Here is a 19,938-nt window from a genome sequence, read left to right as displayed (position 1 = left end):
TTACGATCGGGTCGTAGAAGTGCACCCTCCCGTGGACTGCTTTCGCTTCCGCACTCCGCGACCCGATTTCGATGAGGTTCCAGGTCTGAACGATGACTCGACCTGTTGGTGAGGCAACCGTGTGCCACTGGTTGCCCCGACCGCCTCGACCTCGCTGCTCGGTACTACCGGTCGGCTCGAACGAAAGGCCTACCCCGTGTCCCCCACCGATCCTTCCCCGCTTGCCACGTCATCCCGGAGCGGCCCGCTCCCCGATGCAGATGACCAGGAATGGGCGTCCGGCAAGCCCTCCGACGAGGTCCTTCTGAAGGGCCCGCCCGAGCACAGCCGCAAGTTCCTGCTGACGACGTCGATCGTCTGCTTCCTTGCCTGGGTGTTCTCGGTCTATGACTTCGTCCTCTTCGGCACCCTGCTACCCGAGATAGCGAAGACCTTCGAGTGGTCCACAAGCACGGCCACCGCAGTCGCCACCTGGGTCACCTTGGGCACCTTCTTCGTGTCCCTGGCAGTTGGCCCGTTGCTCGACCGCGTGGGACGCAAACCAGCGCTGGTCTTCTGCACCGTGGGCGCCGCGCTGACATCGGGTCTGACGGGTCTGGCGAACGGCGCGCTCGCCATGATCGGAATTCGTGCGATCTCGGGTCTTGGCTACTCGGAGGAGGTCGTGAACAGTGTCTACCTCAACGAGATCTACGGTAAGAGCCGTCGTCGGGGATTCATGTTCAGCTTCGTCCAAAGTGGTTGGCCCGTAGGCGCTCTACTCGCCTCCGCCTTCGCCGCGGCCCTGCTTCCGTTCGTGGAGTGGCGCTGGATCTTCGTCCTCGCCACCTTCCCCGCCATTGTGGTCGTGTTCCTCGCACGCCGTCTGCGGGAGTCGCCGGCGTTCATCGCGCTCCGGCGCACGAGAGAATTGCGTAAGGAAGGCCGGGCCAACGACGCGGAACGCCTCGCCGCCCTCTACGACCTGGATATCACCCGGGATCAAGAGTCCGGGCTGCGCCAGATCTTCGCTCCGGACCTCCGCCGGCACACGATCTGCCTGTCGGCGGCGTGGCTGTTGAATTGGATGGGCATTCAGGTCTTCGCCGTCCTCGGAACCACGATCCTCACCGACGGCAAGGGCGTATCGTTCGGCAACGCATTGCTCATCCTCATCGTGTCCAACGCGGCCGGCTTCCTCGGCTACCTCGCCCACGGCTATGTCGGTGATCGTGTCAACCGGCGGACCACCATCATGGTCGGTTGGATCATCGGCGGCGCCGTCATGACAGTGATGCTCTTCGGTCCGAACAACGCCGGTTTCGTCATCCCCCTGTATGCCCTCGGAATCTTCTTCTTGAACGGCCCCTACGCTGCGATGCTCTTCTACATGAGCGAGTCCTTTCCCGCCCGTGTACGCGGGACGGGCCCCAACGCCGCGCACATCATGGGCCCGGTCGGCGCCATTCTCGGCGCGGGTCTGCTGACGATCATCCTGTCCACCGGCGTTGACGTCCCGATGGCCGCGTTCATCGCGGGAGCCCTAGGAATGTTCGGATCCGGCCTGGTGATGCTCGGATGCCGCAAGGTCGATCAGAACCACCACCACGGTGACGTCGACGACGTCGACGTCGACGACACGGACGCGGTCACGGCCTAAAGAACCGCCACGTCACCACCAGCGTGGACCTTTATACCCAGCCCGGGGCGGTCCACGCCTGCATAAACCAACTACCAGTGAGAGGTAAGTTCCGTGCCCCACAACACCAGTACCCCCACCCGTGATGACGGCCTGCAGGGCAAAGTCGCGATCATTACCGGAGGATCCAGCGGCATCGGCCAGGCCCTGGCGGTGGCCTACGCCCGCGCCGGCGCCACCAGCGTCATCGGCTACTACACCGGCGATCCGCACGACGTCAACGACACCGTCAAGCAGGTCGAGGCGATCGGCGGCCAGTGCACAGCGGTCGCGGTGGACGTGCGCGACAGCGGCCAGGTCGAGACGTTCGCACAGAGCGCCATTGACATCTACGGGCGGCTTGACATCGCCGTCGCCAACGCCGGGATCCTGCGGCAGGCGTCTTTGGCCGAGTTGGACGACGCCGCTTGGGACGACATGCTGTCCGTGGACCTGACGGGTGTACTGCGCACCTTCCGGTCGGCGGCCAGTCGAATGACCGGGCCGGGCGCGATGGTGGCCATCTCCTCCATTGCCGGCGGAGTCTACGGCTGGGATCATCACGCACACTATGCGGCCGCGAAGGCCGGCGTGCTGGGACTGTGCCGTTCGCTCGCAACGGAACTGGCAGAATCCGGTATTCGCGTCAACGCGGTCATCCCGGGCCTCATCGAGACCCCGCAGTCCCTTGACGGGGTCAACTCCCTCGGCCCCGAGGGACTCGCCGATATCGGCAAGATCATTCCGTGGGGCAGGGTGGGGTGCGCCGACGAGGTGGCACGGGTCGTGCGCTTCCTCACCAGCGAGGACGCGGGATTCGTTACAGGGCAACAGATCATCGTCGACGGCGGCCTGACCGTCCGCTGGCCGAAGTGACCGGGTAAACGAGTGGAAGGCAGAAGATAATGGGTATACTCGAAGGGCGTACCGCGATCGTGACAGGTGCCGCGAGCGGGATCGGAGCAGCCATCGCCGACGCCTACGCGGCCGAGGGCGCACACCTGCTGCTTGCCGATCGCGACGAGGAGCGCCTCGCGGCCGCCGTGAGCCGTTACTCGGAGGGCGAGGCAAAAGCGGTGGGTGTCGTCGTCGACGTGACCGATCCCGACCAAACCAAAATGATGGTAGATCGATGCCTGGCGGAATTCGGTGCACTCGACATCCTGGTGAACTGCGCCGGGCTGCTGACAGAGGTCCCGTTGGCCGAGATGGACGTCGCCACCTGGGACGAAATGATCTCCGTTGATCTGCGCAGCGTGTTCCTGTGCTGCCGGTGGGCGGTACCGCACATGCTGGCACAAGGGTCCGGTCGCATCATCAACATCAGCAGCCAACTGGGGATCAAAGGCGGTGTCGGCCTGGTCCATTACTGCGCCGCTAAGGCGGGTGTCATCGGACTGACGAGGGCGCTGGCCCGCGAATTGGCCCCCAGTGGGGTCTTGGTCAACGCGATTGCCCCCGGACCGGTCTGGACCCCGCTCTTCGCCGGCATCACCGAGGACTGGCGACAGGCGAAGGAGGCCGAACTGCCGCTGGGCCGATTCGGGTTGCCGCACGAGATCGCGCCCACCGCGGTCCTGCTCGCCAGCGACCCCGGAGGCAACCTGTACGTCGGGCAGACCTTGGGGCCCAACAGTGGCGATGTGATGCCGTGAGCGTTGATCCCCCCGGTCCAACCCCGGCTAGTCGGTACGGGCCGCGAGCGGCCGCACAATTTCCATACGATCTGATGTGAGGAGTCACACCATGGCACAGCGCGTGATCGACCTATCTCTTCCGATTGACGACAACATGCCCAGCCACAAGTTCTTTCAGAGCCCCGTTCACGTCCCGCATACCCGGCACGAAGACTCGGTCAAGCTCAACCTCGGGACCGACGACGATCCGATGTCCCTGGCCACGTCGTACATCGGCACCCTCGACCACATCGGCACCCACGTCGACTCCTTCTTCCACGTCAACCCCGACGGCCTCAAGGTCGGTGAGATGCCGCTGGAGATGTTCTTCGGAAAGGCGGTGTGTTTCGACATGACGCACATCCCCGACCTGGGGATGATCGAGGTCGAAGACCTGGAAAGGGGACAGGAGCAATCCGGGGTGACGGTGGACGGCCATATCGTGCTCCTCAACACAGGTCTGCACAAACGTCATTATCCCAACCATTCGGTGGTGACCAGCAACCCCGGCATCAGTACGGACGCCACCCACTGGCTCGCCGACCACGGCTCGAAGGTGCATGGGGTGGAGGGGCCGTCAACGGATGCCCCGAATCACAACTACTTCTACAACCACCGTGTGTGCCGAGACCGCGGCATCACCCACTACGAATGGCTGGTCAACCTCGAGGAACTGGTCGGTAAGGGCGAGTTCATGTTCTTCGGAGTGCCGCTCGCGCTCATGCATGGCACCGGCGGGCCCACTCGTGCGTTCGCCATCCTGGACGAGTAACTCGGTATCCGGCCATTCTCGACGCGATCGCTGAACAGCAGTTGTTCCTGCTCGCTTCGATACATGGTGTATCGACCTCCAGCCGCAGTCAGGGCGCCGACTGGGCCGCCCTGACTGCGGCGTGGTGCCGTCACACGTAATTCGGTGGGGACGTCCCTCCGTGCCAAGTAGGAAGAGCGAAACGTCCAGTGAGCAACGATTTTTCATACCTCACCGCCTTCGAGCTGAGGCAGCTGATATCCACCAGGCAGGTGTCACCGGTCGAGGTCACCGAGGCGGCCTTGACCCGGATGGACGACCTGGAACCGACACTCAACGCCTTTGTGACCGCAACACCTGATGTGGCCCTGAAGGCCGCTCGCGCCGCAGAGGCCCAGGTCCTCGCCGGCGGTCAGCTCGGAAAATTGCACGGAATTCCGCTCTCGGTGAAGGACTTGATCGACGTCGCGGGCGTCCGGACGACGTTCGGGTCCAAGACCAGGGCCGACAACGTCGCGCGGTCCGATGCACCCTCGGTCGAGCGGATCAAGTCAGCGGGTTCCTGCATCCTGGGCAAGACCACGACCACGGAGTTCGGCGCCAAGGCCGGTGGCGGGGACAGTCCTCTGACCGGGGTGACCCGCAATCCGTGGAACACCGATAAATCGCCGGGTGGCTCCAGCTCGGGCGCAGCGGCCAGCGTGGCGGCCGGGGTGACGCCCTTCGCCCTCGGAACCGACGGCGGCGGATCCGTCCGGATACCGGCCGCCCTCTGTGGGTTGGTCGGCGTCAAGGCGCAGTACGGTCGAGTCCCCGTCTTCCCGACCAGTGCCACCCCCTCCCTCGGCCACGTCGGTGCGATTGCACGGTCGGTCCGCGATGCCGCGCTGTTGATCGAAGTGATGTCCGGGTTCGACGCGCGCGACCCGTCGAGCGTGGCACAGGATGTCCCCGATCTTGTCGGCGCCTGCGGTCGCGGGACGACCAACATGCGAGTTGCATGGAGCCCGACCCTCGGTTACGCGTCCGTCAGCGGCGAGGTGCGAGAGCTCTGCGAATCCGCCGTCGGGCGATTGGAAGAGGCGGGTTGTCATGTCGACCTGATCGACGAGGTGCTACCTGACGATCCCATCGGGCTCTGGGAGGCCGAGTTCTACGCCGGGGTCGGACTGAAGTTGCGCGAGGAGCTGGACCATTCCCGGCACTTGCTCGATCCCGATGTCGCCGAAGCGATTACGCAAGCGCTGTACCGCGAGACACTCGCGGACTACTTCGCCAAATTCTTTCAACGGTTTGAATTGCGGGAGCACGTACGTCAATTCTTCAGCCGGTATGACGTTTTGGTCACCCCGACTCTTCCCGTCGCCGAACTGGGCGCCGGCATCAATGTCCCCCCGGAGCTGCCGGACCGCGGCCTCGTGTCGTGGGCCTACTACACATACCCCTTCAACCTGACCGGCAACCCAGCAGCCTCCATACCGTGCGGCTTCACCACGAGTGGGATGCCAGTGGGCCTGCAAGTTGTCACGGGAACGAATCGCGACGCCGACCTCTTCCGAATCGCGGGGACGCTCGAGGAGGCCTCACCCTGGGGTCATCTCAGACCGCTCTAGTCGGCGAGACTGGTCGCGCCGATTTGAGGTTCTCCGCTCCTACACCGGGGTCGTTGTCGCGCGAGTGTCGCTGCTCCGCCTCACTATCAATTCGGGCTCGAGGAGAACAGACTCCGGTGTCCTGCCGGCCAGGACCTCGAGCAACAGGCGGAGGGCGTGTCGACCCAGCTCATGCATGGGAGAGCGGATAGTTGTCAGTGGGACGGCGCCTCCCTCGGCCAAGGGGGTGTCGTTGTACCCGACAAGCGCGACGTCGTCGGGTACGTGGATGCCCCTGTCTCGGAGGGCTCCGAAGGCTCCCAGTGCAGCGAAATCGTTGGTCGCGAAGATCGCATCGGGCACCGGTCCTGTAGCCAGAACCTTCTCGACCGCCGCGCGTCCACCCGCGGGATCAAAGCCCGAGTACACGATGCGATCAGTCGGTACCTCGATTCCGTTGTCGGCCAACGCTTCGACCGCCCCCCGTGCGCGATCGCGTGCTGTGGACGCAAATTCGAGACCCGCCAGAACCGCAACGTTTCGGCGGCCGGTATCAGCCAAGTGTTGTCCGACGAGGCGACCGCCCTTGACATCGTCGACGGTTGCCGAGGTATAGCGGCCCGCGCGCCGGGAGGCCAAGGTGAACTTGAGCCCCTGGTCATGGACTTCGTCGAGGAATTGGTGGTCGAGGTGGGCATCGCCGAAGATCATTCCGTCGACGCGGCGATCGATCATCATTTGTGTCCGCGCTCGTTGATTGGCGGGGATGTCCAGCGAGTTGGTGACGAAGGTGGACAGTCCAGATTCCCACGCCGCTTCCTCAATGCCTCCGTAGATGGTCGCGAGCACGTAGTCCTCCAGGCGTGGCACCAGCACCCCGATGAGGCCGGACCGCCGCGTCCTCAGACTCGACGCTTGAGGATTGGGGGAATACCCATGCTCCTCGGCGAATGCCCGGATTCGGGCCACGGTTTCGGGGGATCCCCAACGCAGGGCGGCGTCGCCTTCAGTGTTGAGGACCCGCGAAATCGTCGACGGGCTTATCCCCAGCTCGGTCGCGATCATGCGGAGTGTCAGCGGGCCTTTCTGTGACGCCTTCAACGGCTCGCCTCCCTGGTCATCGACATCGAACTCGATCTCTCGACCTCAGACTACCGAACGAAGACCCCCACAACGATCAACACACAATCGTTTGTGAAAAGTGAGCCCAAACGATTGCGGCAAACGTTTGTATTGTGCTTCACTTCTTGGCATGCCGTTGCGAATAGCGATCATCGCTACCGGAGGCACAATCGCCTCCACGACCTCCGAGGGCGGTGTCGTCGCGAACCAGACGGCGGCCACTCTTCTCGAGGGCACCGGCATAGCCGGCGTCGAGATCGAAACGATCGACCTGATGACCATCGGCTCGTACCAGATGACGCTCGGTCACCTGCGCCAGATCAGTGACCAAGTCGCCGACCTGCTCGCTCGCGAGCACGAGCGTGTCGACGGAATCGTCATCACCCACGGCACCGACACGATGGAGGAGACAGCGATCCTCCTCGATCTCGTGCACGACGATCCCCGCCCCCTCGTGCTGACCGGCGCACAGCATCCCCGTGACGCTGTCGCCGGTGACGGCCCCCGCAATCTTGCGGACGCCGTGCGGGTTGCGGCCTCGCCCGACGCCCGCGAGCTGGGTGTGCTGATCGCCTTCGCCGGGCGGATTCTCCCCGCTCGGGGAACGCGCAAGATGCACACGACCGCTCTGGCGGCGTTCGACTCGATGGTCGGCGGCAGCGTCGGCAACGTCAGCGGAGGCGCCGTGTCGATCATCTCCGCCCCCCGCCGTCCCAAGCCGCTACCGCGGCCCACCCTCGCGTTCGACGACACCCGCGTCGATCTGGTCGAGATGTATCCGGGCGGCGACGCCGCGTTGATCCATGCAGCCGTCGCGGCCGGGGCGAAGGGTGTGATCGTGGCCGGCACCGGCATCGGCAACGCCAACCCGGCGGTGGTCGCAGCCGCGCAGGATCTCTTGCCGCGAGGGGTATTCCTCGTGCTGTCCACCCGAGTCCCCGAAGGTCCGGTCGCCGGCGTGTACGGAAATGGTGGCGGGGCCGACTTGGTGGCCGCGGGCGTTCCTGCGGCGTCAGGCCTGCCGGCCACGCAGCTCCGAATACTCCTGGCCCTCTGGCTGTCCCAGCGAGTGGATGCCTCGGAGCAGGTCAACTCCCTGATCGATATCTACGCAGACAACAAGGAGGACTGAACTATGGCCAAGGAGATTTTCGTCGCCTTCGGTATCGACGTCGACGCGGTCGGTGGCTGGCTGGGTTCGTATGGAGGCGAGAACTCACCCGGCGACATCTCCCGGGGCGTCTTCGCCGGCGAAGTCGGCGTCCCCCGACTCAACAACTTGCTTGCCAAGTACGACCTGCCTGCCACCTGGTTCTGGCCAGGGCATTCCATCGAGACCTTCCCGGAACAGTTCGACGCCGTTGTCGCAAGCGGACACGAGATCGGTCTCCACGGATACAGCCACGAGAACCCCATCGCGATGACACGTGAGCAGGAGTCGGAGATCCTCGACCACTGCATCGATCTCATCACCACCCGCACCGGTAACCGTCCCACCGGCTACGTCGCCCCCTGGTGGGAGTTCAGCAAAGTCACCAACGAGCTCCTCGTCGAGCGGGGCATTACCTACGACCACTCACTCATGCACCGCGATTTCGAGCCGTACTACGTGCGCGTCGGCGACTCGTGGACTCCGATCGACTATGACAAGCCCGCCGGGCAATGGATGAAACCCCTCGTCCGGGGCGAGGAGACCGATCTGGTCGAAATCCCCGCGAGCTGGTACCTCGACGACCTGCCGCCGATGATGTTCATCAAGGGCAGCCCCAACAGTCACGGCTTCGTGAGCCCACGGCACATCGAGGAGATGTGGCGGGATCAGTTCGACTGGGTCTACCGGGAGAGCGACTACGCCGTCTTCACCTTCACCATTCATCCCGATGTCTCCGGTCGTCCTCAGGTGCTCCTGATGCTCGAACGGCTCATCGAGCACATCAGCTCGCACGACGGCGTCACCTGGACGAATTTCAACACCATCGCCGAGGACTTCAAGAAGCGCTCACCACGCCGGTGAGCCACACCCCTATCCGTCCTCCCACCTGTATCCCCCAGTGAACCCTCTAGCAAGAAGCAGACTGATGTCTCACGCACATGTCGCCCCGCCCCCGGGACTGCGGCGCGTCACCGGTAAGGAGACTCGCCGTGCGTCCGGTATCGCCTTCTTCGCCTGGACCATCGCTGTCTACGACTTCGACGATCACTGGAAGCGCGCCAAACGTGCGCAGTTGCCGCTCGGCCGGTTCGGACTGCCAGAGGAGATCGCTCCCACAGCGGTGCTGCTCGCCTCGGATCCGGGGGAAATCTGTTCGTCGGACAGGTCCTCGGCCCCAACTCGGGCGACGTGATGCCCTGATGTGCGGCGGATGCGGCGGCGCGCCACTCGACTGGGCCGCTGAGCTGGTCAGCGGCCCACGGCAGCGAACCGCAGTGGCCCGTCGAATCGGGGGGCTACTGCGACGGGACACGGTTCGTGCCATCACCGCTGGCTGGGTGGTTAGCAGCCCCACCGGCGCATCCGTGGTGTGCCGGACATATGACGACCTCGTCGACGCGGTCAGCGAACGCTCAGATCGACCCATCTCCGAGGTTCGGGCACACGGACTTGCCGACTACACAAACGTTTGCCACAATCGTTTGTGTAGGCCGTAGGGGCAGGCCCCAAGCGCCAGGGCAACAGATGTCATCAACGACATGCACGATCACTATGTTCGGGAAGGCCCCAAATGCAACACACGTCTACAACGGCAAGCACCCTGTTCTCACCGCTCAAGCTGGGACCGACGGAGCTGGCCAATCGCGTTGCACTCGCACCGATGACACGGGTGAGCGGCGACGAGGACGGGTCGGCGAACGAGTCGATCGCGTCGTACTACGAGGTTTTCGCGAAGGGAGGGTTCGGCCTTCTCATCACCGAAGGCATCTATCCCGACACGAAGTACAGCCAGGGGTATCTGAACCAGCCCGGATTAGCGACAGCCCAGCACGCGGACTCGTGGAAGCCCGTGGTTGAGCGGGTTCACACCGCTGGCGCAAGAATCTTCGCCCAGCTGATGCACGCGGGTGCGCAGTCCCAGGGCAACAGGTACGTGACCGAAACGGTCGCACCCTCGACGACACCTCCACTCGGCGAGCAACTGGGCTTCTACGGAGGTACAGGCCCGTACGCGACGCCGCGCGCCCTGTCTCTGCGGGACATCGACGACGTGTGCGCTGGATTCGCCCAGGCTGCCCAGCACGCGGTAGCCGCCGGATTCGACGGGGTGGAGATCCACGGCGCCAACGGCTATCTGCTCGACCAGTTCCTCACCGATTACATGAACCAGCGTGATGACGAGTACGGCGGATCCCTCGCCAACCGACTGAAGATCTACCGAGAGGTCATCGCCGCAGTTCGGCAGGTGGTTGGCTCCAAGGTCACTGTGGGAGTGCGGATTTCGCAATCCAAGGTGAGCGATTACAATCACCGTTGGGCCGGAGGTGAGTCCGACGCTGCGGAGATCTTCCAGGGGCTGGCCGAAACCGGCGTCGACTACATCCACACCACCGAGTTCGATGCCACCGCACCTGCCTTCGCGGACTCAGGCACCACGCTTGCAGCCTTCGCGACGAAGTACTCGGGCTTGCCTGTTATCGCCAACGGGCAACTCGGTGACCCCGCGGCAGCAGACGCGCTGATCGAGAACGGCTCCGCCCAGGTGATCTCGCTAGGCAAGCCGGCACTGGCGAACCGTGACTGGCCACAGCGTGCCCTCGATGCCAAGCCGATCCAGTCGGACGTCGACCCCTCGGTATTCAGTCCCATGGCGACCGTAAAGAGCTGGGAGCTCTCGGCGTAGCCGACTGGGTACGCCGACTTGCTGCTGGTCGCCGCGCTGGTGGGTTCACGTGCGGCCGGGTGGCTGGGCGTGATCGTGGGGATCGGCACCCTCGCGGTGTTCGGGTGGCGGCTCAATGAGCGTGTCGGCGACGACCTCCGGGACAACTACGACATCGTGCTCACCGATCGCTGGGGGCTGTACCTCGCAGGCGGCGGCCTGATCATCGCCCTTCTTGCGCTGCTGGTTCCGAGGGAACGACTGACGGCGGCGTGATTTACGCGTCTGATTCGAGGCGGTCGGTCGGTCGAGGTGGGTGGTGGATGCGGAACCGCTTCGCAGGTGATGTCGTCGGATGCTGCTAGGTTCGTGGTCAGAGCCGGTTGTTGCACGGCTGACCCCGAGCCGCCGTGATGCCCGCATCATCATTTTCGGTGGCACTCGAGGGCAAGGTCCGCTGGATCTGCGACAGCCGATCCGTCACTGACCGTGGCGGCGGATGCGGGGCGTCGCCCTCGAGTAGTGAATTGGACCGCCGCGATGACGAAGAATTCCGCGAAGAAGAAGGCCGCCCGCGCTTATCAGGCCGCCCACCCCGGAACGACGTTCCCCGAGGCGCTCCGCGCGGTGAGAAGTTCCGCGCCCATCGCGGACGATGCGATTGCTCCTGTGGCTGCGCAGCCCGCTCCATCCCCGGATGAGGACTGGCCGATCGGCCGCCTCGTCGAAACGATCTGGGCGATGGACGCGGATGCGAATGGCGGTGTCGACGCCCTGCGCCGGAATCGGCTCGCCGACTGGGTTGCCCGCGCCCGCGCCGTGCACCGCCGCGGGTGGACGGCCGCCGAACCCTGGTCGTCCGGCGAGCGGGAGGCCGCTGCCTGGATTCTGGACGATCACGACGCGATGGACAGGTTCGACACCACACCGGCAGAGATCGTCACCCGCCTCGGCTACGACCTCCAGGCCCGCAGCCGCGGGGAAGCCGAGCACTACTTGAATACCGCCAAGGCCGCCTTCGCGGGCGAGCACGATCCCACCACCGGACTGGCCTCCGGCCAGAACGGACCATGAGTCGTCAGCCGAACATCATCTGGGCTATCCCCGACCGTCGATTACGCGATCTGGAAGCGCTCGTCGCCGAGCTCGACCTCGACGCGTAGGGCTCCGCCGACGGCCTCGACATACCGGCGCAACGTGTCGATCTGCACACGCTCGAGGTCGCCGTGCTCGATGTTGGACACCCGGTTCTGCCCGACTCCGAGCCGCTCGGCCAGCTGCTTCTGTGTCATCGCCACCGATTCGCGCAGCTCCTGAAGTCGATACGCCCGCACCTGCTCGATCATGCGGGCCTTGTGCGCCTCGACCGCGCCGCGATCGACCGGACGCTCGGCGAGCAACTGCTCGAGACTCTTTGCCATCGTGTTCACCTACCTTCCAACTCGTCCAGATGGGCCGCGAAGCGGTCATCGGCGATCGGGATGTTGACCTTGTACCAGGTTTTCCATTGTCCGGCCTTGTTGCCGGCGACCAGCAGGATCGCCTTTCGTTCGGGGTCGAACGCGAACAGCACCCGCAGCTGAAGAGCGGACACTCGACCCCGGCCGCAGTTCCTTCATGTTCTTGTGACGGGACGCCTTCACCGTGTCGACCAACGGTCGGCCGAGCTGCGGTCCACGTTCCGCGAGTAGCTCGAGTGCGGCCACCACCTGCTCGTACGACGACTGATCCAGTGCCAGCAGCCACTCTTCGACCAGCCCCACCTCTACGGTCCACTTCCCCACCGCGCGAGATTATCACACCTAGATGATATCACTTTTGAGTGATAGCTGGAGCTCGAGGGCCCGGTGGGGATTGGGGTTGCCGGACGCGGTGCGCCTGGGCGGAGTTCGGGGTCTGTCCCCGGTGAGGCCGGAAAGTAACGAATGACGAGAGCGTGACGACGGCATCGGTGACCCCTCGCCCGCGCCGCCGATCGTGTCCGCGAGCGAACCGAAATGAGGGTCCTCATGGGAGGAAGATCCGATGCGACGCCGTACCTCGCACGCCCTACCCGGACGCCGGATGTCGATCACCGCTGTCCTGGTCGGACTGGGTGCCCTCTTCCTCAGCGCGGCGCCGGTCGCGAGCGCAGCGCCCGCGGACACCGCCCTTCCGGTGCCAGTCGTCGGGATCACGACTCTGCCCACGGGATTGCCCAGCCTCGTCTACACGCAGGTGACGGTGCGCACCGACCCGGAGAGGCGGGGTATCACCGAGTTCGTCGGCTACTGCTTCTGCACCGTGCACTGGCGCAACCTGTCGACCGGAGTGGGAGGAACCGTGGTCCCGGCGGTCAAGCCGACTCCCGTCGTAACCGGCTCGGGAACCCTGGTTGCCGCCATGACGGTCGACGGCAGGTCCGGCGTTGCCGTCACGGCACTGCCCGGCGCGGGCACCTGGAATGTCCCGTGAGATAGCGGCTTACGTAGACCAGGCTGCACGGCGATCAGGGATCACCAGATGGCGAGCTGACCGGTTTCCTGCCGGCGCGATGCGGCCGGGGTGGTGTCCCACCGCTTGCGGGACTGGTGGGCGGTCAGGCTGGTGGCTTCGCCGATCTCTGCCCACCCGGCGCCGGCCGCACGGGCGCGAGCAATGTCCTCGGCGAGGTCGAAATGCGCCTGGTGCGCGATCGCGATCCGCACCAGCAACCGTTCCTTCACCGAGTCCGCGGCGGTGCTCCGGTGCGCGTACCAGGCCCTCGAACCCGGCGTGGGAGCGGCCATCACCCGGTCCGCCAGACGTTCGAGCAGCATGTCCGCCTTCTGCGTCAGCAGTTCCGCCGCATCGGCAATCGCCGCATTCGACACTGCGCTCTCGCCCATACCGCGCAGCGTAGCGACGGGGTACGACATCTCCTCCGATGCCGCCGAAGCCGCGCAGTCCCACTGCGCCCGCGCCACACGGCGCCTTGGCCACAAGTTCCCGTGGTCCGATCGGGGCGCTGAGCCCAGTACTGTCGTCTGGTCCGTACCAGCGAAGGAGTGAATCTGTGGCACGCAAGGTCGTAGTGGAGATGGTCGACGACATCGACGGCACCGCCTTCGGTGAGGACGGCGAGAGCATCCACTATGCAGTCGACGGCGTCGAGTACGTGATCGACCTGAAAGACGAGCACGCGAAGGAACTCCGCGAGACCTTCGAGTACTACATCGCGCACTCCACCCGGGTCGGCGGCCGCAAGCACCGCGCGGACCGACCAGGTAACCCCACTGCCCGGAAGCGGCCGCGGGACGAAACGAAGAAGATCCGCGCTTGGGCGCTCGAGCAGGGCTACGAGCTCTCCTCCCGCGGCCGTATCCCCACCGAGGTCGAGCAGGCCTTCCACGACGCCCACTGACGGCACCTGCCTCAGAACAGGAGCATGCACCGGTATGCGTCTCAAAGATGAGCACCCAGAACTGTTTCGGCAACTACATCGGACCCGCAATGCCGGGGTCGATCTTGATTCGACCACGGCTTCCTCGCACGAGATGCTGTGGTGGCGTTGCCCCGTCGGTCACGAGTGGCGAGAAACGCCGCTGCAACGGCGATCGCACGCGACGTGGAAGCAGGGGGATCTCCACGCATGCCTGTACTGCGTAGCCCCTGGCTGCCTCGTCTACAGCTGCGGTCATCGTAGGTTTCGGCGCAGTGAATCCACCTTCCGTGTGCTCGCCCACCCGTGCGACAAGTGTGAGAGCACAGAGCACGCACAACTGATTCTCGACGCGCTGGACGATTCGGCCGCGGCCGCGGTCCGCATTCTCGATGAGAGCCCGCACTACGCCCTGTTCTGCGGCAAGGCGGCCGAGACCGTCGAGTGGTGGGACGAGATCTTCCCACTGGTGGAGGCATACTTCGTTCGCATGGTCAGCGTGTACGCCGCCATCGCGACCGTCGAGCATCGTCCCACGCTGAGCGAGCCGATATCGAGCCTGCTCGGCGCGTGCATGCTGCGCATCCTCGATGCGCTGCCGCAGGACTGCCGGGAGGAGATGCATTCGGCCGTGCTGGAGGATGCCGGGCACTTTCATGACCGGTATCTTCCCGGGCGGCATCATCACGAGATCGCATGGGCGTTGAAGAAGCTCGGCTTCGACATCGTCGACACACCCCTGCAAGACGATATCGAGCGGCGCGTGCAATTCTGCGAGCAACAGCGCTTCTCCGCGACCGGTGAACTGCCTTCGGTCAACCTCGCAGGTAGGCACTATCCCGCCTTTATCCACCTGCCTCGGGACCGCGAGAGAGGGTCGTTGTCCAAGCTGCAGGGATTCCGCCCGAAGCAGCTCCCACCACGGATCACCGCAGTTCGGGTCAGGCTCGACGAATCCTCACCCGCCGATACCGACGACCCCCTCAGCCGAACGCACATCGGCTACTCCCCGGATCTCACGCCGCAAGAACTGTGGGAGCGGGGACGCGGAGTGTGGAAGTTCCGTGCCGATCACGTCGCCGCATCAACGATCGTCCTCATGGTTCACGACAAGACGGTTGTCCTGGTGGCATCGATCACCGGGCTGACCCTGCACCGCGGCGGCCTGGCCATTCTCGGTGAGCCGCTTACCGATCACCCCCTCATCGGTAAGCCCGACCCGCTGCATACACCGAACCCCCTTGCCTATGGCGTCATCAATTTCTGACCGGCCGCCGCGGTGCGAGTTGGCCGGCGAGTCGGAATACCACCCGCTCCGCCGCTGTTGAAGAGGCTGACGGTGGCGCTCATACCCCGGGTACCACATCAGAAAAGTCGCTGCGAGCGACCACTTGCCGAGAGGCGATATGGCGTCACTGTCACCCCTGACCGGGTAAGACCTACATTGCGTAGCGTTCCTGGCTGGGATGAGGAGCCGCTGACGCCGGGGAAGGTGCCGGCGGCTTCCCTCTGATTACGGATACGGTTCCGTCACAGGGAATCCCGGGTAATCGACTCCGGATCGAGGTCTCCTCGCTGCCCCTTGAAGCTGGGATGCCGAAGCCCGCCCGGCTGGTATTCGCGATACGCGACGTCCACGACGATCACCGGTTCGACCCAGCGCACGATCCCGTGCTCCTCCGCGGCCGCGGACTCGGTGCCGAGTGGGCTGGTGCGGCGTTCGAGGGTCGCCAGCTTCTCCTTCAGCTGGCGGCGCACCGCCTGAGAAAATCCAGTCCCAACATGGCCCACATAGCGAAGAACGCCCTGGTCATCGTAGGCGCCGAGGACGAGAGAACCGACCATGTTGCGCTGCGCACCGCCTCCGGGAATCCAGCCGATCACCAGGGCCGAGCTTCTGGTGCGCAGAAGTACTTTCCGCCATGACCGGGCGCGCTTGCCGGGCTGGTACGTCGACGAAACTTTCTTGAAAAGTGCACCTTCCATCGACGCATTTTGAGCGGCCTCCAGAATGACAGCGCTATCCACACCCACCCAGTGCGGGATGACCTGTACGGGCAGGCCGGCGACGTGCAACTCGTGGCCGAGGTCGGTCAGAGCGGCGCGGCGCTCCAGATACGGGGCCGCCATCAGATTTCCACCGTCGAGCCGGAGAACGTCGAACGGAAGGTATGTCACCGGCACCTGCCGCCGCACGGCGGTGGACGGGCGCAGGGTCGTCATCCGCTTCTGCAAGCGCGCGAACGACGGCCGACCCTGGACAAGGGCCACGACCTCGCCGTCGAGCACGATGCGGCCGCGACCGCCGAACACATCGGCCAACGCCTCGGCCACCTCCGGGTACGAGGAGGTGACGACGTTGAGGTTGCGGGTCCACAACACCGGCGGCTCATCGCCGCCGACCGCAACCAAGAGGCGGCAGCCGTCGTACTTCATTTCCGCGGCCCAGGCACCGTCGATTTGCTCGGGTGGTTCACCCGGGGTGGCCAACATCGGCGCGATCAGCCGCATGGGCCGATTGTGCGCCCCATTTGCGCAGCTCGGGCGACCTTTACGGTTCCGGTATGCGGAAGACCAGCCGATTCGTCAAGCGTATGTTCACGCTGCTCTCACGTGACGCTGAACCACCAGTAGGCGATCTGTGCCAGACCGTTGGCGATCGCGTAGAAGGCGGGCTGCGCCCACTCGGGAATGCCCCAAAGACTCAGGTCGTCCATGGCGTCCTCCACTCGTTGAAGTTGGCCCCGACAACTACGTATCGCCCGCGGTTACGGGGGATCGGAATCACGTCATCACCTCCGGGGTTAGGTGAATGGAAGCGACTGCCACCACTGGATCGCGTTGCCTATTGCCACCCACGCGTCGAGGAGCTGAGGGAAGGCAGAGAAGAATCCCAGGTCCAACATGGCGAACTCCTTGGTCGGAAACGGGCTCAGTTGAATGGAAGAGCACCCCTCCTGCGCTGTGTATCGACCGCCGGAGGCGGATCGGTACACAGCTACCCATGAGTGGGGCCCTATAGGTGCAGGCCGAGTGATGGCGGATTCACCCAGATCCAAAGAGAAACAGGCCGCCACGCACGCCAATCCGCGGAAGACCGCAGATCAGGACCGGTGATCAGATCACCGGTCTGGGCAGTGAGTGGCGACCTGTTGCTCGTCGCGGTTGTCAGAGTAGATCGTCCCTCTGACAGAGACGATTAGGACTTCGCCGGGACGAGAAACTTCACCGCGACGCTGAAGGCGTATTTTCCTGGGCTGTTCAGCAAGGGACTCGATGAGTGCATGGCCGTCCTCGTCGATGTTGAGGATTTTGAACTTCGAGACCCCCTGCTTATCTTCAGCTCGGTCAGTGTCCGCATCGCCGACCTGCGCGGATGCGTGGTGACAGTGTTGACGACGCAGCCGTCAGCATGGCCCGCTGAGGGTTCGAGATTTTCTTCTCGGCGTGTCGGGATTGCACTCGATGACGGCTGCGACCCGTTGTTCACCGAGGGCGATGGCGAGGGCCGCGCGTAGCTGTCGGTTTTCGGTCTCCAGTTCGCTGTTTCGTTGTGTTGCGACCTCGAGCCGCCGACGAAGCGATGCGTCGGATGCGCGTTGCCGATCTGGAACCCGCTGAGCGGTAGGTGATGGATTCTGCCGGTCACGCAGCCGTTCGATCTCGGAGCGCAGGTCGGGCTGTTTGTAGAGCCAGGAGCGTGAAACTCGGGCTTCCCGTGCGACCGCATCGAACGAAATCCGTTGTCCCGCATTATCCATCCTGCGCAGCGTGGCGACGGCACGCCGGCGCGTCGCGGTTGCTCGGCGCCGAGCGGAGGCGACGACATGACGGGAGTTGTCAGCGCGCATTCGGGGCCCCCTCTTCTTCTGCGTCTGTCTTCTCGACTTCGCTGATCATCCGGTCGAGGTTGGTCAGGACCTGCTTGTTCATCTCGACCATGCGGGCCTGGCCGTTGCGTTCCGACACGTCGATGAGCGTGAGGGTGTGATGGCGCTGCTCACGCAGTTCGGGCAGGAACTTCGGGCCCGTGAGGAAGACCGGGCAGCTCAAACATGCGTTGGCGTGCGGGCAGGTCTTCTGCAACGGCAGCCCGCAGTATCCGTTCGGCAACGCTTGTGTCGCCATGCTGTAGCGGGCCTTAGCCCATTGCGCTTGGGCCAGAGGTCCTTCCGGATCGATCGAGATACGCTCGCCCTTGATGTTGACCTTGGTTGCCTGTTCCCAGTGCCGCCGCACGGTCTCGTCGGTGAGCTTGGCATAGTGCGAGGTCATCTCGTGTGAATCGTGGTCCAGAAGGACCCGGACGACCTCATGGGGGACGTCACGGTTGATGAGCCGGCAGGCGAAGGTGTGCCGCCATTGATGGGGCGTCAGATGGACCGGTCGGCCGTGTTCGTCGCGGATCTCGCAGGTCTCGAGCCATCGGTTGAGCATATGCCGGTAGGTGCCGTCCGAGAGCGGGGTGTGGCCGGAGACGTTGGCGTTGGGTCGGGGGAACAGGCAGGGTGTCCCGTCCGGCCATCGGTGCAGGACCCGTTGATGCTGTTCGCCTATGGCCGCTTCGAGTTCCTCGTCGATAGGCACGGCAGCCTCGCGTCGCATCTTGGTGTTGAAGTAGCGGAGATAGGGGGCGCCTTGGCTGTCGTGGAGTAGGCAGTCGAAGTCGAGGGTCAACGCGCTCGAGATCCGCAGACCGCAGCGGGAGAGGATCAGTGTGATGAGCCGACCTGCCGGGTTGGGCCAGCGGTCCAGGTTGGCGGGGGCCTCTATCTGGGTCATGACGTACTCGGCGAGGCGACGGTCGACTTGTCTCGGGGTGGGAGGTGTGTCGCCGCGGTACCGGGCAGTGTGTCGTCCCATCCGTATTGTCGGATGTTCTGGAAGAACACGTTGAGCGGGCCGATCCGCGCCTTCTTCGAGCCGTTCCCGCCAGGCTGTGACATCAGGAAAGCGAGATAGCGTTCCAGCAGAGGCCGGTCGATCTCGTCGATTGCGTCGATGCCGACGCTGGTGAGGAAGCTGCTGAAGCTGTTGAGCGCATCGACCCCCCTCCGAGCTGCGCCGATGCTCAGCCCGGACGACAGTCGCAGCCGCGTCCATCGCTTTCCCAGTGCACGCAGCCAGGGCTGGGCGATGCGATCGAACCGCAAATGGGAGCGTGAGCAGGGACGCCCGGCGGGAAGGGTGAGGCCGGGCAATTTATACAGCCGCCACACATCCTTGGAAAACTCGACGTCCCAGCCCGTCCCATCCCGCAGCGATTCCACCGCATCACGGGCATCGAGCAGAAACCCGATCAACTCAACGCCACGCGCCCCTGCGTGCTCGCGCCACTGGTGCTCGGACAGGTCCAGCAGCGAGACAACGCCGCGCTTCTTGACGAGACGGACTACAGCCATCACCACGCGCGGAGCGGCGGTGCGGGAGCGGGAGTCGCGCCGGCACTGCAACGAGTACTGAAACTCCAAGCGCAATTGCGGGTCCAGGGATCGCAGATCGATGCGGGCGGTTCCGATAAGTTCGCAGTCGGCGATGAAGCGGTCCGGGTCCGGCTGGCCCTGATACCGCCAGCGACCCTCGTGGCCCATGCAAAACAGTTTCGTCGGATTGACCCAGATATTGCAGAACGGCAGTCGACACTCGGCCGCCGTGGTGTCACTCGGGGTCATGTCAGGTGCGTCCCACTCTGCAACATCGGGCCTGCCGGCCCGCTCCCACCGATACAGATGCCTCGAACACAGCCCGTTCTTGGCGCCTCGCCCGTATCGGCAGCCGGTAACGATGCAGACGGCCAACGAGCTGCGTCCCCGCACCGGTGGGCCGGGGTCGGCGAGGAAGTCCGCCATCGGCGGCTTGCCGCGCTTGCGGAACCGGAGGGCATGGGGGTTGCACATCCCTCGCGTCGGTCCCGCCGGTCGGTCG

The 19,938-nt window shown here is 64.6% G+C and carries 22 protein-coding genes and 1 pseudogene; 15 read left to right on the top strand and 8 right to left on the bottom strand.

Annotation, left to right across the window (positions count from 1 at the left end; all coding sequences use genetic code 11):
* Nucleotides 1-196: 196 nt before the first annotated feature.
* The 5 genes from PSR88_RS16385 to PSR88_RS16365 all read left to right on the top strand — a co-directional run bounded on the left by PSR88_RS16385 (nt 197) and on the right by PSR88_RS16365 (nt 5,697).
* Nucleotides 197-1,639: an MFS transporter gene (locus PSR88_RS16385; RefSeq protein WP_237724040.1), complete on the top strand. Its 1,443-nt coding sequence runs from the start codon at nt 197-199 to the stop codon at nt 1,637-1,639.
* A gap of 93 nt (nt 1,640-1,732) precedes the next feature.
* Entirely contained in the window at nt 1,733-2,533 is an 801-nt protein-coding gene (locus PSR88_RS16380) for an SDR family NAD(P)-dependent oxidoreductase (protein ID WP_016881996.1), read from the top strand.
* A gap of 29 nt (nt 2,534-2,562) precedes the next feature.
* Nucleotides 2,563-3,312 carry an SDR family NAD(P)-dependent oxidoreductase gene (locus PSR88_RS16375; protein ID WP_007298644.1) on the top strand — a complete coding sequence of 250 codons (750 nt, stop codon included), beginning with the start codon at nt 2,563-2,565 and terminating at the stop codon, nt 3,310-3,312.
* A 91-nt stretch (nt 3,313-3,403) separates the two neighbouring features.
* Nucleotides 3,404-4,105: a cyclase family protein gene (locus PSR88_RS16370; RefSeq protein WP_007298643.1), complete on the top strand. Its 702-nt coding sequence runs from the start codon at nt 3,404-3,406 to the stop codon at nt 4,103-4,105.
* A gap of 188 nt (nt 4,106-4,293) precedes the next feature.
* Nucleotides 4,294-5,697 carry an amidase gene (locus PSR88_RS16365; protein WP_016881997.1) on the top strand — a complete coding sequence of 468 codons (1,404 nt, stop codon included), beginning with the start codon at nt 4,294-4,296 and terminating at the stop codon, nt 5,695-5,697.
* A 39-nt stretch (nt 5,698-5,736) separates the two neighbouring features.
* Here the strand turns inward: PSR88_RS16365 and PSR88_RS16360 are convergent, their stop codons facing one another.
* Entirely contained in the window at nt 5,737-6,741 is a 1,005-nt protein-coding gene (locus tag PSR88_RS16360; protein ID WP_016881998.1) for a LacI family DNA-binding transcriptional regulator, read from the bottom strand.
* A gap of 187 nt (nt 6,742-6,928) precedes the next feature.
* On the opposite strand from PSR88_RS16360, the gene PSR88_RS16355 reads away from it, so the two are divergent.
* The 6 genes from PSR88_RS16355 to PSR88_RS16330 all read left to right on the top strand — a co-directional run bounded on the left by PSR88_RS16355 (nt 6,929) and on the right by PSR88_RS16330 (nt 11,687).
* Nucleotides 6,929-7,930: an asparaginase gene (locus PSR88_RS16355; RefSeq protein ID WP_016881999.1), complete on the top strand. Its 1,002-nt coding sequence runs from the start codon at nt 6,929-6,931 to the stop codon at nt 7,928-7,930.
* 3 nt (nt 7,931-7,933) lie between these two features.
* Nucleotides 7,934-8,812, top strand: coding sequence for a polysaccharide deacetylase family protein (locus PSR88_RS16350; protein ID WP_007298639.1), 879 nt, complete (start codon nt 7,934-7,936; stop codon nt 8,810-8,812).
* A 64-nt stretch (nt 8,813-8,876) separates the two neighbouring features.
* Nucleotides 8,877-9,143, top strand: a complete 267-nt coding sequence (locus tag PSR88_RS16345) for a hypothetical protein (protein ID WP_029538979.1) — start codon at nt 8,877-8,879, stop codon at nt 9,141-9,143.
* A 378-nt stretch (nt 9,144-9,521) separates the two neighbouring features.
* On the top strand, nt 9,522-10,634 hold the full coding sequence (locus tag PSR88_RS16340) for an NADH:flavin oxidoreductase (RefSeq protein WP_016882000.1): 1,113 nt from the start codon (nt 9,522-9,524) through the stop codon (nt 10,632-10,634).
* Nucleotides 10,635-10,652: 18 nt separating this feature from the next.
* Nucleotides 10,653-10,889: a hypothetical protein gene (locus PSR88_RS16335; RefSeq protein ID WP_016882001.1), complete on the top strand. Its 237-nt coding sequence runs from the start codon at nt 10,653-10,655 to the stop codon at nt 10,887-10,889.
* 264 nt (nt 10,890-11,153) lie between these two features.
* Entirely contained in the window at nt 11,154-11,687 is a 534-nt protein-coding gene (locus PSR88_RS16330; RefSeq protein ID WP_037196752.1) for a hypothetical protein, read from the top strand.
* Nucleotides 11,688-11,728: 41 nt separating this feature from the next.
* Here PSR88_RS16330 and PSR88_RS16325 read toward each other — a convergent pair whose 3' ends face one another.
* The gene (locus tag PSR88_RS16325; RefSeq protein ID WP_037196754.1) at nt 11,729-12,034 is read right to left on the bottom strand and encodes an XRE family transcriptional regulator; all 306 of its coding nucleotides are present in this window, start codon (nt 12,032-12,034) and stop codon (nt 11,729-11,731) included.
* 5 nt (nt 12,035-12,039) lie between these two features.
* Nucleotides 12,040-12,397: pseudogene (locus PSR88_RS16320) on the bottom strand (type II toxin-antitoxin system RelE/ParE family toxin).
* Between the two features lie 241 nt (nt 12,398-12,638).
* Between PSR88_RS16320 and PSR88_RS16315 the strand changes: the two are divergent.
* Nucleotides 12,639-13,067, top strand: a complete 429-nt coding sequence (locus tag PSR88_RS16315) for a hypothetical protein (RefSeq protein ID WP_029538980.1) — start codon at nt 12,639-12,641, stop codon at nt 13,065-13,067.
* Nucleotides 13,068-13,108: 41 nt separating this feature from the next.
* Here PSR88_RS16315 and PSR88_RS16310 read toward each other — a convergent pair whose 3' ends face one another.
* Nucleotides 13,109-13,480, bottom strand: coding sequence for a hypothetical protein (locus PSR88_RS16310; protein WP_016882006.1), 372 nt, complete (start codon nt 13,478-13,480; stop codon nt 13,109-13,111).
* A 167-nt stretch (nt 13,481-13,647) separates the two neighbouring features.
* Between PSR88_RS16310 and PSR88_RS16305 the strand changes: the two genes are divergently transcribed.
* Together PSR88_RS16305 and PSR88_RS16300 are read left to right on the top strand one after the other, a co-directional pair.
* A complete protein-coding gene (locus PSR88_RS16305) occupies nt 13,648-13,995 on the top strand; it encodes a histone-like nucleoid-structuring protein Lsr2 (protein ID WP_016882007.1) in 348 nt (115 codons plus the stop codon).
* 34 nt (nt 13,996-14,029) lie between these two features.
* Nucleotides 14,030-15,280 carry a zinc-ribbon domain-containing protein gene (locus tag PSR88_RS16300; RefSeq protein WP_083853076.1) on the top strand — a complete coding sequence of 417 codons (1,251 nt, stop codon included), beginning with the start codon at nt 14,030-14,032 and terminating at the stop codon, nt 15,278-15,280.
* Between the two features lie 263 nt (nt 15,281-15,543).
* Here the strand turns inward: PSR88_RS16300 and PSR88_RS16295 are convergent, their stop codons facing one another.
* The gene (locus tag PSR88_RS16295; RefSeq protein ID WP_029538984.1) at nt 15,544-16,524 is read right to left on the bottom strand and encodes an ATP-dependent DNA ligase; all 981 of its coding nucleotides are present in this window, start codon (nt 16,522-16,524) and stop codon (nt 15,544-15,546) included.
* Between the two features lie 773 nt (nt 16,525-17,297).
* Here PSR88_RS16295 and PSR88_RS16290 point away from each other — a divergent pair.
* Nucleotides 17,298-17,531 (top strand): hypothetical protein, encoded by a 234-nt coding sequence (locus PSR88_RS16290; protein ID WP_342338956.1) that lies wholly within the window; start codon nt 17,298-17,300, stop codon nt 17,529-17,531.
* Here the strand turns inward: PSR88_RS16290 and PSR88_RS16285 are convergent.
* Genes PSR88_RS16285 through PSR88_RS16275 form a run of 3 tightly spaced genes read right to left on the bottom strand, consistent with a single transcriptional unit; the run spans nt 17,421 to nt 19,685 of the window.
* The gene (locus PSR88_RS16285; RefSeq protein WP_342338275.1) at nt 17,421-17,864 is read right to left on the bottom strand and encodes a DUF6262 family protein; all 444 of its coding nucleotides are present in this window, start codon (nt 17,862-17,864) and stop codon (nt 17,421-17,423) included. The genes PSR88_RS16290 and PSR88_RS16285 overlap by 111 nt on opposite strands.
* Nucleotides 17,854-18,795, bottom strand: a complete 942-nt coding sequence (locus PSR88_RS16280; protein WP_342338273.1) for a tyrosine-type recombinase/integrase — start codon at nt 18,793-18,795, stop codon at nt 17,854-17,856. The genes PSR88_RS16285 and PSR88_RS16280 overlap by 11 nt, the downstream gene beginning before the upstream one ends.
* Complete coding sequence (locus PSR88_RS16275) at nt 18,792-19,685, bottom strand: hypothetical protein (RefSeq protein ID WP_342338272.1); 894 nt, start codon at nt 19,683-19,685, stop codon at nt 18,792-18,794. The genes PSR88_RS16280 and PSR88_RS16275 overlap by 4 nt, the downstream gene beginning before the upstream one ends.
* Between the last annotated feature and the right edge of the window lie 253 nt (nt 19,686-19,938).

Source organism: Rhodococcus sp. DK176, assembly GCF_038447315.2.
In the GTDB taxonomy this organism is placed as follows: Bacteria; Actinomycetota; Actinomycetes; order Mycobacteriales; family Mycobacteriaceae; genus Rhodococcus_F; species Rhodococcus_F jostii_A.
Note: the sequence above shows the minus strand (reverse complement) of the source record. Positions and strands in the feature narration are given on the sequence as shown.